The following is a 12,063-nucleotide window of genomic DNA, read 5'->3' as shown; positions in this document are numbered from 1 at the left end:
AGCTTGTTGGCCGCGCGCTCCATGGTGATGTCGGCGATGCTGGCGGCGTACAGCTCCTTCTTGAGGAAGCGACGCAGCAGGATGTCTTCATGCAGCCACTGGCGGTATCGAGCGTTCTCGAACCACTTGGAGCTCCACGTACGGACAACCCCGATGCGGAAGCCGATCGGATGTGTTTTCTGGCCCATTAGCTGCGTCCCTCCGCCACTTCGAGCGTGATGTGGCTGGTTTTCTTCAGGATCCGGTTGGCGCGACCCATCGCGCGGGGACGCCAGCGCTTCAGCGTGGGACCCTGGTCCACGGTGACCTTGGAGACGACGAGGTTGTCGACGTTGACGTCCCCCCGATCCTCGGCGTTGGCCACGGCCGAGACGAGCAGCTTGAAGAACTGCTTGGCGCCGGCCTTATGGAGGAAGCGCAGGTTGTTGATCGCGGCGGTGACCCGCTGCTCGCGGATCAGGTTGGCGATGATCCGCGCCTTGCGCGGGGTGAGCCGCGTGTTGTTGAGTCGTGCGATGGCCATGAGCTGATCTCCGACGCCTACTTCTTGGTCGCCTTGCGGTCACCGGAGTGCCCGCGGAATGTCCGGGTCGGGGCGAACTCGCCGAGCTTGTGACCCACCATGTTCTCGGTGATGAACAGTGGGATCCACTTGTGGCCGTTGTGGACCATGACGTTCGCGCCGACGAACTGCGGCAGGATCGTGGAACGCCGCGACCACGTCTTGATCACCTTGCGGTTGCCCTCGCGGATGGCACCATCGACCTTGCGGGCGAGGTGTGAGTCGACGAACGGGCCTTTCTTTACGGAGCGAGGCATGCTTACTTCTTCCTGCGGCTGACGATGAAGACTTGCGTCCGCTTGTTGTGGCGCGTGCGGTAGCCCTTGGAGAGCATGCCCCACGGGGAGCAGGGGTGACGACCACCGGAGGTACGACCCTCGCCGCCGCCCATCGGGTGGTCAACGGGGTTCATCACGACACCGCGGTTGTGCGGGCGGCGGCCGAGCCAGCGCGTGCGACCGGCCTTGCCGAGCTGCACCCGGCTGTGATCGCCGTTGCTGAGGGTGCCGACGGTGGCGCGGCAGTTGACGTGGACCCGACGAACCTCGCCTGAGGGCAAGCGGACCTGCGTCCAGTCGCCCTCACGGGCCATCAGACGGGCGCCGACACCGGCCGTTCGCACCAGCTGACCGCCGCGGCCGATCTTGATCTCGATGTTGTGGACCACGGTGCCGACCGGGATGACCTTGAGCGGCAGACTGTTGCCCGGCTTGATGTCGGCGGCCTGGTCGCTGACGACCGTATCACCGACGCTCAGCCCCTCGGGAGCGAGGATGTAGCGCTTCTCCCCGTCCGCGAAGTGGACCAGGGCAATGAAGCTGGTGCGATACGGGTCGTACTCGATCGTGGCGACCTTGCCGGGGATGCCGAAGTTGTCGCGCTTGAAGTCGATCTGGCGGTACAATTTCTTGTGACCGCCGCCGCGAAAGCGCGAGGTGATTCGGCCGTTGTTATTGTGGCCGGTATGGTTGTGGAGGTGCTTGACCAGCGGACGATGCGGCGTGTCAGTCGTGACCGCGCTGCGCTCGTTGGTGCTCATGCCGCGGCGACCTGGCGAGGTCGGCCTGTAGATCTTGATGCCCATGACGATGCTCCGTAAAAGCGGGGGGCCGGTTAGCCCGCGGCCTTGTCAGCCTTTTCAGGCGACTGGTCTGGTTGCTCACCGTAGAAATCGATGGAGTCACCATCGTGGAGGGTGACGATCGCCTTCTTCCAGAAGGGGCGGCGACCGAAGAAGCGGCCGACGCGACGGACATCACCACGAACGACCATGGTGCGCACGTCCGAGACACGGACCCCGAAGACCATCTCGACGGCCTTGCGGATCTCAATCTTGTTGGCCTTCTTCACGACCTCGAAGACGTACTGGTTGTGTTGCGCCTGCAGGTCGGTGGACTTCTCGGTCACGACCGGGCGAACGATGATCTGCTGCGGGGTCGTCATGCCTTGGTCTCCTGCGACACGGGCTTGGCGGTCTTGTTGAGGCGCGCCTCGATGGCGCGCAGCGAGGTCTCCGAGATCAGCAGCTTGGGGAAGCGCAGGATGTCGTAGACGTTGAGACCGCGAACGTCGAGGAAGCTGGAAGAGGCCAGGTTCTGCGCGCTGATCCGCAGGTTCTTGTTCTCACCGCTGTCGACCAAGAGAGTCTTGGGCGCCTGAAGCTTGGCCAGCGCCTGGAACAGCGCCTTGGTCTTGATCTCCGGCAGGGCGAGCTCACGGACGACCAAGAGATCGCCCTTCTGAGCGCGCAAGGTGAGAGCCGAACGCAGCGCGCCGGCCATGACCTTCTTGTTCACGCTGAAGGCGTAGCTGCGCGGGCGCGGGCCGTGAACGCTACCGCCGCCGCGGAAGATGTTGGAGCGACGAGAGCCGTGGCGAGCGCCGCCGGTACCCTTCTGCTTGGTCATCTTCTTGCCGGTGAGGTGGACCTCGGCCCGGGTCTTGGTGCTGTGGGTGCCGGCGCGGCGAGCCGCCCGCTGATAGCGGACGACCTCCCACAGCAGGTGTTCCTTGACCTGTGCGGCAAATACCTCGTCGGCGACTTCGATTTCGCCGAGAGAGTTCCCTGCCAGGTCGGTGACGTTGAGCTTGGCCATGGCTTGAATCTCAGGTCTTGATCTCGACGTCCACGCCGGCCGAAAGGTCGAGCTTCATCAGGGCGTCCAGGGTCTGCTTGTTCGGTTCGAGGATGTCGAGGAGCCGCTTGTGCGTACGCACCTCGAACTGCTCGCGGGACTTCTTGTCGATGAAGGGTCCGCGCAAGACGGTGTACTTGTTGATCTTGGTCGGAAGAGGGATCGGGCCCGCGACGGTCGCACCGGTGCGGCGCGCGGTCTCGGCGATCTCGCCAGCCGACTGGTCGAGCAGCTTGTGGTCGAAGGCTTTGAGCCGGATTCGGATCTTGAGGCTGTCCACGGTCGTTGGTCCGTTCTGCGCGATGACTACTCGATGATCTTGATGACGACGCCGGCGCCGACGGTCTTGCCGCCCTCACGGATGGCGAACTTCAGGCCGTCCTCGCACGCGATCGTGTTGTGCAGCTCGACGATGATCTCGATGTTGTCACCGGGCATCACCATCTCCACCCCTTCGGGCAGCACCACTGAACCCGTCACGTCCGTCGTCCGGAAGTAAAACTGCGGCCGGTATCCCTTGAAGAACGGCGTGTGGCGACCGCCCTCCTCCTTCTTCAGGATGTACACCTTCGCCGTGAACTTCTTGTGCGGCGTGATCGAGCCCGGCTTGCACAGCACCTGGCCGCGCTCCACGTCCTCGCGCTTCACACCGCGCAGCAGCAGGCCCACGTTGTCACCGGCCTGGCCCTCGTCCAGCAGCTTCCGGAACATCTCCACGCCCGTGATCGTGGTCTTCTGTGTGTCGCGGATGCCCACGATCTCCACTTCCTCGCCCACCTTCACCTTGCCGCGCTCGATGCGACCCGTGCTCACCGTCCCGCGCCCAGAGATCGTGAACACGTCCTCCACAGGCATCAGGAACGGCTTGTCCAGCTCACGCACCGGCTGCGGGATGTAGCTGTCGCACGCATCCATCAACGCGAAGATGCACTTCGCATCCTCCGAGTCCGCGCTCGTCGCGCTCAACGCCTTCAGCGCCGAGCCCTGCACGATCGGCACGTTGTCCCCATCGAACCCGTACTTGCTCAGAAGGTCACGAAGTTCCACTTCCACAAGCTCGATCATCTCCGCACCGTCATTCCCCGGCGGCAGCATGTCGATCTTGTTCAGGAACACCACCATCGCCGGGATTCCCACCTGGCGCCCCAGAAGGATGTGCTCCCGCGTCTGCGGCATCGGACCGTCCGGCGCGCTCACCACGAGGATCGCCCCGTCCATCTGCGCCGCCCCCGTGATCATGTTCTTGATGTAGTCCGCGTGACCAGGGCAATCCACGTGCGCGTAGTGCCGCTTCTCAGACTCGTACTCCACGTGCGCCGTGCTGATCGTGATCCCGCGCGCCCGCTCCTCCGGCGCCTTGTCGATCTGGTCGTAGCCCTTGAACTCCGCCCACCCCTTCTTGCTCAACACGCTCGTGATCGCCGCTGTCAGCGTCGTCTTTCCGTGGTCCACATGGCCGATCGTGCCGATGTTCACGTGGGGCTTGTTTCGCTTGAATGTTTCCTTGGCCATGGCGCTGTCTCGTGTTGCTCAGGGAGTCTTGGCGTGGGATTGGGGAAGGGTCGCGGGATCTACCAGCTTGCGCGGCTTTGCGAAAGCCCGATCCATTGCGTCTTCGGCGTCTCGTTCGAGACTTTTGCGGGCAGACTCAGGGTCAATAACCCCGGGTCCGGGAAATGATGGCCGCCTGAAGGTCCGGAGGGACCTCGGCGTACTGGCTGAAGTGCATCGAGTAGCTGGCGCGACCCTGCGTACTGGAGCGGAGGGCGGTAGCATAACCGACCATCTCCGCCAAAGGAACCTCCGAATCGACGACTTGAAGGCCCCGACGGGGCGCCATGCCGAGAACGCGGCCGCGGCGGCCGCGGAGGTCGGACACCACGTGTCCGGTGAAATCCTCGGGGACCTCGATCTCCACCTTCATGATGGGCTCGAGGAGGGTCGGCGAGGCTTTCTCGAGGCCTTCCATGAGGCCCATGCTGGTGGCGGCCCGGAAGGACATGGGAGTTGAGTCACCTTCGACATAGGCGCCGTCGAGGAGACGGATCTCCAGGTCGACGATTGGGTAGCCGAGCAGCGGCCCGCGGGTCATTGCGTCGGCGACGCCGTCGCGAACGGCGGCGATCATGTCAGGGAGGAGCTTGGCTGGCTGTGCCGGGACGCCCTTGGCGGGGCGAGTAACCGGCTCTGGCAGAGTGTTGGTGAAAAGATTGCCGGTTCCGCGTTCGCGGGGGGCGAGCTCGAGGACCAGGCGGGCGTACTGCCGTTTGCCACCGATCTCGCGATCGTACTCGACGGGGAGGCTGAGGCGCTGGGCGACGGTCTCGCGGTACGCGACCTGCGGCTTGCCGACGTTGGCGGCGACCTTGGACTCGCGGGCGATGCGGTCGACGACGATCTCCAGGTGGAGTTCGCCCATGCCGCCCATCAGGGTCTGGCCGGAGTCGGGGTCGATGCGGACGCGGAAGCTCGGGTCCTCGCGCTGCATGCGCTCGAGGGCCTCGGTGAGTGCGTTCTGGTCCGCGGTGGAGCGGGCCTCGATGGCGCGGAAGATCACGGGCTCGGGGATCTCGAGACCGGGGAGGATCACCTGCTCGCCGTCCTTGGCCGAGATCACGGTGTCACCCGTGGTCGTGAAGCGCAGGCCGACCGCGGCGGCGATGTTGCCGGCGGTGACCTCGTCGATCTCCTGGGTCTTGTTGGCGTGCACCTGCAACAGCTTGGTGACCCGCTCTTTGCGGTCCTGGGTGCAGTTGTGGATGCCGTCCTTGACCCTGAGGACCCCGGAGTACACGCGGAAGAACACCAGAGGGCCGCGGTGAGGGTCGTGCAGGACCTTGAACGCGAGGGCCAGCAGCGGCTGGTCGATCGAGGGCAGGCGCTCGACCTCCTTCTTGTCGTGCTTGCGCACGGCGATCACTGGCGGCAGGTCGAGGGGTGACGGCAGGTAGTCGAGGATCGCGTCTAGCAGCGGCTGGACCCCCTTGTTCTTGAGCGACGAGCCACACAGCACGACCACACCCTTGTTGGCGATCGTGGCGCGACGCATGCCTGCCCGGAGTTGATCGAGGCCGACGCCGGAGGAGCCGCTCTCGAGGAACACGCCCATGATCTCATCGTCGATCTCGGCGACCGCCTCGACGAGGGCCTCGCGGGCTCGCACGGCGTCGGCGTATTGGGGATGGTCGCTGGTCAGCGGCTCGCGGACGACTTGCTCGCCGAGCTTGTCGGGCCAGGCGATCGTCTCCATCGTCAGCAGATCGATCACGCCGTGGAAGGCCGACTCGAAGCCGACCGGCAGCTGGGCGACCAGCGGGTGCGCATGCAGATTGTTGCGCATCATGGTGACGGAGTGCTCGAGCGTGGCGCCGACGCGATCCATCTTGTTGATGAACGCGATTCGAGGCACGTGGTAACGCGTGGCCTGACGCCACACCGTCTCGGACTGCGGCTGCACACCGGCGACGGCATCGAACACGGCCACCGCGCCGTCGAGCACGCGGAGCGAGCGCTCGACCTCAATGGTGAAGTCGACGTGCCCGGGAGTGTCGATCAGGTTGATTCGGTGGCCCTTCCAGAAGCAGGTGGTGGCGGCCGAGGTGATCGTGATGCCCCGCTCCTGCTCTTGCGGCATGTAGTCCATGACGGCCGCGCCGTCGTGGACCTCGCCCATGCGGTGGGAGATCCCTGTGTAGAAGAGGACACGCTCGCTGGTCGTGGTCTTCCCGGCATCAATGTGGGCCATGATGCCGATGTCGCGGATGGCCGCGATGTTTTCAGGGGGATTCATGAGGGCTTCGGAGAACGACCCAAGGGCCGCTCTGCTCGCCATCCGTCTCCATCTGGAGCGGGTGTGGCGAGCGAGGGGCCCGTTCGGTTTCCCTGACGCCAGGTACCGGTTGGTACGAGGCGAGCGAGGGATCGAAGATTTTTCAGATCAGGGTGGTGGAGATCCTTACCTACGGCTCACCAGCGGTAGTGCGCGAAGGCCTTGTTGGCGTCCGCCATCTTGTGGGTGTCTTCCCGCTTCTTCACGGCGCCGCCGCGATTCTGCGAGGCGTCCATCATCTCGTTGGCGAGGCGCTCACGCATGGTCTTCTCCGGGCGAGAGCGGGAGAACCCGATCAGCCAGCGGTAGGCCAGGGCCATGCCGCGCTCGGGGCGGACCTCAACAGGGACCTGATAGTTCGAACCGCCGACGCGGCGCGAGCGGACCTCGAGGCGGGGGAGCACATTGGCGACGGCCTTCTCGAACACCTTGACGGGGTCGTCCTTGGTGCGCTCGGAGATGATGTCGAAGGCGCCGAAGACGATCTTCTCGGCGATCGACTTCTTGCCGTCGTACATGATGCCGCAGATGAACTTGTGGATGTTCCGGTTCATCTCCTGCGGATGATCGGTGTACCGGATGTCGTTGCTCGGCCGCTCGCGGGTGGTGATGCCTTTACGGGACATGGCAGCTTGAACTTTCTAAGGGCCTACTTCGGGCGCTTGGCGCCGTACTTGGAGCGGCGCTGGCGACGGCCGTTGACGCCGGTGGTGTCGAGGGTGCCGCGGACCACGTGGTAGCGGACGCCGGGGAGGTCTTTCACGCGACCGCCACGGATCAGCACCATCGAGTGCTCTTGCAGGTTGTGGCCCTCGCCCGGGATGTAGGTCGTGACCTCCATGCCGTTGGTGAGGCGAACGCGGGCGACCTTGCGGAGGGCGGAGTTCGGCTTCTTCGGCGTGCAGGTATACACGCGGACGCACACGCCACGCTTTTGCGGGCAGCTCCGGAGGGCGGGGGCGGTGCCCTTCTTCTTTTGCTGTTGACGTCCCTTGCGGACAAGCTGGTTGATCGTCGGCATGCGCAGTGAAGGCTTTCGCGGTCGGGCGGGCTGGCCTCGGTGGAGGTACGGCCCTTGGAGCGTCCTCGCCCTTGGAGGCGTGGGGCGCTGTTTATATAGGTGGGCAGGGCCCAGATCAAGCATCGTTCCAGGCGGACCATCCGTGGGAACGACGCGGGAGGCGGTCCGAAGGCCCTGCCAGGAATGGCTTTGGGCCTCGCTTGTGGCGACTGCGGGGCTGTAGGGCCAGCCCCTGAGGGCTGGCGGCTGGGCCGCGCGTGAGACAGCGCCGGGCAGGAGGGAGATCTCCCGCTTCGGCTCGCGCTTCAGTCCTGAAGGTTGATCAGGTCCCGTTCGATGGTGCGGCGGGCGACCGGCTCGGCCGCGGCGTCGGTGTATGAGCTGTCATCCGAGCCCATGTGGAGGCGCTCGTAGACGGAGAGGCCGGTGCCCGCCGGGATGAGGCGGCCCATGATGACGTTCTCCTTGAGGCCGCGGAGGAAGTCGATCTTCCCCTGGAGGGCCGCCTCGGTGAGCACCTTGGTGGTCTCCTGGAACGACGAGGCGCTGATGAAGCTCTCGGTCGACAGCGAGGCCTTTGTGATGCCGAGCAGCAGCGCCTGGCCGGTGGCCGGTGTGCCGCCGAGCTGGGCCACGCGGTTGTTCTCCTGCTGGAAGATCTGCCGCTCCACGTGGTCGTCGGCGAGGAAGTTGGTGTCCCCCGGCTCCTTGACGCGGACGCGACGCATCATCTGACGGATGATCGTCTCGATGTGCTTGTCGTTGATCTTCACGCCCTGCAGACGATAGACCTCCTGGATCTCGTCGAGCAGGTAGGAGGCGAGCGCCTTCTCGCCGAGCACCGCGAGGATGTCGTGCGGGTTGGCAGGGCCGTCCATGAGCTTCTCGCCAGCGCGGACGCGATCGCCCTCACGGACGAGCAGGTGGCGGACCTTGGGTACCAGGTACTCCTTGGGGTCGCCGTGCTCGGGCGTGACGATGACGCGGCGCTTGCCGCCCTTGTCCTTGCCAAAGGAGACCACGCCATCGATCTCCGAGATGATCGCGTGGTCCTTCGGGGTGCGCGCCTCGAACAGCTCGACGACGCGGGGCAGACCGCCGGTGATGTCCTTGGTCTTGGTGGTCTCGCGCGGCATCTTGGCGATGACGTCGCCGGCCTGGATCCGCGCGCCCTCGGTGAGGGTGAAGGCCGCCCCGACCGGGAGGAAGTAGCGGGCCTCGTGCTTGCTCTGGACGCGGAGGACCTCGCCGTCATCGTTCTTGAGGACGAAGCGGGGGCGGGCGTCGGGATCGCGGCTCTCCTGGATGACCATGCTCGAGTGGTTGGTGATCTCGTCGACGCGGACCTGCATGGTCACGCCCTCGATGATGTCGCCGTACTCGATCACGCCGCCGACCTCGCTGACGATCGGCAGGGTGTAAGGGTCCCACTCGCTGAGCAGCTGACCAGCCTTGGTCACGTCGCCCTGCTTGACGCGGAGCTTGGCGCCGTACACGAGGTCGTAGCGCTCGCGGATGCGGCCCTTCTCATCGAGGAGGTGCATCTGGGCGTGGCGGTTCATGACCACGGCGTAGGGGCCATCCTTGTCCTGGCGGCCGTGGACCAGCTCGATGTCCTCGAGCTTGACCTCGCCGCCGAAGCGCGCCTCGAGGGTGGTCTGCTCGGTCTGGATGTTGCCGACGCCGCCGATGTGGAAGGTACGCATCGTCAGCTGCGTACCGGGCTCGCCGATCGACTGAGCGGCGATGATGCCGACCGCCTCGCCGACGTCGACCAGGTTGCCGCGGGCCAGATCGCGCCCGTAGCACTTGGCGCAGATGCCCCGGAGCGCCTCGCAGGTGAGCACGCTGCGGATCTTCACGGCCTGGATGCCCGCCTCTTCGACCGCGATGACCTTGGCCTCGTCGAAGAGGTCGGCCTCGTTGATGATCACCTCGTCGCTGCCGGGCCGGTACACCGGCTCGAGGGCGACGCGGCCGAGGATGCGGTCACCGAGGCGCTCGATGATCTCGCCCGACTCGACCAGAGCGGTCATATCGAGGCCCTGGATCGTTCCGCAGTCGAACTCGGTGATCACGGCCTCCTGGGCGACATCGACCAGGCGGCGGGTGAGGTAACCCGAGTTGGCGGTCTTGAGCGCGGTGTCAGCGAGACCCTTGCGAGCGCCGTGCGTCGAGATGAAGTACTGGAGGACGGTGAGACCCTCGCGGAAGTTGGTCGTGATCGGGAACTCGATGATCTCACCGGAGGGCTTGGCCATGAGGCCGCGCATGCCGGAGAGCTGGCGCATCTGCTGCCGTGAGCCGCGGGCGCCCGAGTCGGCCATGATGTAGATCGAGTTGAACGAGGGCTGGATCGTGGTCTTGCCGGTTCGCTCGTCGGTGAGGGTGGTCTTGCTGATGCCATCCATCATCGCGTTGGCGATCTGCTCGGAGACATTCGCCCAGATGTCGATGATCTTGTTGTAACGCTCGCCGGAGGTGATGAGGCCGTCGGCGTACTGGGCCATGATGCGCTTGACCTCGGCGGTCGCCCCCCCGAGCAGCTTCTTCTTGGCCTCGGGGATGACCATGTCCTCCATGCAGATGGAGATGCCGGCCTTGGTCGCCTCCGTGTACCCGGTGCTGCGCAGGTAGTCGGCCATCAGCACGGTGGCCTTCTGGCCGCACAGGCGGTAGCAGTTGTCGATGAGCTCGTTGAGCTCCTTCTTGCCGAGGTTCTTGTTGACCATCGAGAAGGGGATCTTCTTCGGGATGCCCCCCTCGAACAGCAGCACGCGACCGGCGGTGCTGTTGATCATGGCGCCGCCGGGCTCCATGCGGACCTTGATCTTGGCCTGCAGGTGCAGCGCGCCGTGGTCGTAGGCCATGCGGACCTCCTTCGGCGAGCCGAAGTGGCCGGCGAAGTAGCCGTCGCTCTGCGGGTCCTCGTTGGCGCTGCCGTGGGCGTAGGCCCGCTCGCGCGTCATGTAGTAGAGGCCGAGGACGATGTCCTGCGAGGGCACGATGATCGGCCGCCCGTGCGCGGGGCTGAGGATGTTGTTCGTCGACATCATCAGCACGCGGGCCTCCATCTGCGACTCGATGCAGAGCGGGAGGTGGACGGCCATCTGGTCGCCGTCGAAGTCGGCGTTGAAGGCGGTGCAGACCAGCGGGTGGAGCTGGATCGCCTTGCCCTCGATGAGCACGGGCTCGAAGGCCTGGATGCCGAGGCGGTGCAGCGTCGGCGCGCGGTTGAGGAGCACCGGGTGCTCCTTGATCACGTCGTCGAGGATGTCCCAAACCTCGTCGGCCTCCTTCTCGACCATGCGCTTGGCGCTCTTGATGGTCGTGACGAGGCCCTGCGCCTCGAGGCGGTTGTAGATGAACGGCTTGAACAGCTCGAGCGCCATCTTCTTGGGGATGCCGACCTCGTGCAGGCGCAGCTCGGGACCGACGACGATGACGGAGCGGCCGGAGTAGTCGACGCGCTTGCCGAGCAGGTTCTGGCGGAAGCGGCCGGACTTGCCGCGCAGCATGTCCGAGAGCGACTTGAGCGGGCGCTTGTTGGGGCCGGTGATCGTCTTGCCGCGACGGCCGTTGTCGAACAGGGCGTCGACGGCCTCCTGCAGCATCCGCTTCTCGTTGCGGATGATGATCTCCGGCGCTGCGAGCTCCTGCAGGCGCTTGAGGCGGTTGTTGCGGTTGATGACGCGGCGGTAGAGGTCGTTGAGGTCGGAGCTGGCGAAGCGGCCGCCGTCGAGGGGGACCAGCGGGCGCAGGTCCGGCGGGAGCACGGGGATGACGTCCAGCATCATCCACTCGGGCTTGTTGCCGGAGTTGCGGAAGGCCTCGACCACGCGCAGGCGCTTGGCGGCCTTCTTACGCTTGGCCTCGCTGGTGGCGCCAGCGATCTCCGTTCGCAGCGCACGGGCTTCGACCACGGGGTCGATACGTGAGAGCAGCTCCTTGATCGCCTCGGCGCCCATGCCGGCGGCGAAGGCCTCGGGGCCGTGCTCATCGACCAGCTGGTCGTAGCGCTCCTCGCTCAGCAGCTCGCGCTCCTCAAGGCCCGAGTCCTTCGGGTCGATGACGATGTAGGCCTCGCAGTAGAGGACCTTCTCGAGCTTGGTCAGCGGGATGTCGAGGATGTTGCCGATGCGCGAGGGCAGGCTCTTGAGGAACCAGATGTGGGCGACCGGGGTGGCGAGGTCGATGTGGCCCGCGCGCTCGCGACGGACCTTGCTGTGGATGACCTCGACGCCGCACTTCTCGCACACGACGCCGCGGTGCTTCATGCGCTTGTACTTGCCGCAGAGACATTCGTAGTCCTTGATCGGCCCGAAGATCTTGGCGCAGAACAATCCGTCGCGCTCGGGCTTGAAGGTGCGGTAGTTGATCGTCTCGGGATTCTTGACCTCGCCGAAGGACCACTCGCGGATCGTCTTGGGCGAGGCGATGCCGATCCGGAGGGCGTTGAAGTAGGTGGCCTCTTTGGGCTTCTCGAAGAAACTGAAGATGTCTCTCATGGCCTTCG

General features: G+C 65.3%; 11 protein-coding genes and 1 pseudogene. All 12 read right to left on the bottom strand.

Going from position 1 to position 12,063, the window contains the following annotated elements; all coding sequences use genetic code 11:
* Positions 1-188: pseudogene (gene rpsC, locus IPJ59_RS19620) on the bottom strand (30S ribosomal protein S3); the annotation flags it as partial.
* Positions 188-523, bottom strand: a complete 336-nt coding sequence (gene rplV, locus IPJ59_RS19615) for a 50S ribosomal protein L22 (RefSeq protein WP_293272855.1) — start codon at positions 521-523, stop codon at positions 188-190. The pseudogene rpsC and the gene rplV, both read right to left, overlap by 1 nt.
* Positions 524-540: 17 nt before the next feature.
* The gene (gene rpsS, locus IPJ59_RS19610; RefSeq protein ID WP_293253446.1) at positions 541-819 is read right to left on the bottom strand and encodes a 30S ribosomal protein S19; all 279 of its coding nucleotides are present in this window, start codon (positions 817-819) and stop codon (positions 541-543) included.
* 2 nt (positions 820-821) lie between these two features.
* Positions 822-1,646: a 50S ribosomal protein L2 gene (gene rplB, locus IPJ59_RS19605; RefSeq protein ID WP_293253444.1), complete on the bottom strand. Its 825-nt coding sequence runs from the start codon at positions 1,644-1,646 to the stop codon at positions 822-824.
* 29 nt (positions 1,647-1,675) lie between these two features.
* Positions 1,676-2,005 carry a 50S ribosomal protein L23 gene (gene rplW, locus IPJ59_RS19600; protein WP_293272854.1) on the bottom strand — a complete coding sequence of 110 codons (330 nt, stop codon included), beginning with the start codon at positions 2,003-2,005 and terminating at the stop codon, positions 1,676-1,678.
* Positions 2,002-2,658, bottom strand: a complete 657-nt coding sequence (rplD, locus tag IPJ59_RS19595) for a 50S ribosomal protein L4 (RefSeq protein WP_293272853.1) — start codon at positions 2,656-2,658, stop codon at positions 2,002-2,004. Before rplD ends, rplW begins: the two co-directional genes overlap by 4 nt.
* Positions 2,659-2,668: 10 nt before the next feature.
* Positions 2,669-2,977, bottom strand: coding sequence for a 30S ribosomal protein S10 (gene rpsJ / locus IPJ59_RS19590; RefSeq protein WP_293177727.1), 309 nt, complete (start codon positions 2,975-2,977; stop codon positions 2,669-2,671).
* 26 nt (positions 2,978-3,003) lie between these two features.
* On the bottom strand, positions 3,004-4,209 hold the full coding sequence (tuf, locus tag IPJ59_RS19585; RefSeq protein WP_293253407.1) for an elongation factor Tu: 1,206 nt from the start codon (positions 4,207-4,209) through the stop codon (positions 3,004-3,006).
* A 142-nt stretch (positions 4,210-4,351) separates the two neighbouring features.
* Positions 4,352-6,487 (bottom strand): elongation factor G, encoded by a 2,136-nt coding sequence (gene fusA, locus IPJ59_RS19580; RefSeq protein ID WP_293272852.1) that lies wholly within the window; start codon positions 6,485-6,487, stop codon positions 4,352-4,354.
* 176 nt (positions 6,488-6,663) lie between these two features.
* Complete coding sequence (gene rpsG / locus IPJ59_RS19575) at positions 6,664-7,152, bottom strand: 30S ribosomal protein S7 (RefSeq protein WP_293253433.1); 489 nt, start codon at positions 7,150-7,152, stop codon at positions 6,664-6,666.
* Between the two features lie 23 nt (positions 7,153-7,175).
* Positions 7,176-7,547, bottom strand: coding sequence for a 30S ribosomal protein S12 (gene rpsL, locus IPJ59_RS19570; RefSeq protein ID WP_293175064.1), 372 nt, complete (start codon positions 7,545-7,547; stop codon positions 7,176-7,178).
* 305 nt (positions 7,548-7,852) lie between these two features.
* Positions 7,853-12,055 (bottom strand): DNA-directed RNA polymerase subunit beta', encoded by a 4,203-nt coding sequence (gene rpoC, locus IPJ59_RS19565; RefSeq protein ID WP_293253430.1) that lies wholly within the window; start codon positions 12,053-12,055, stop codon positions 7,853-7,855.
* Between the last annotated feature and the right edge of the window lie 8 nt (positions 12,056-12,063).

It is taken from the genome of Nannocystis sp., assembly GCF_016714285.1.
Lineage (GTDB): Bacteria > Myxococcota_A > Polyangia > Nannocystales > Nannocystaceae > Nannocystis.
This window is presented reverse-complemented; position numbering and strand designations above follow the sequence as displayed.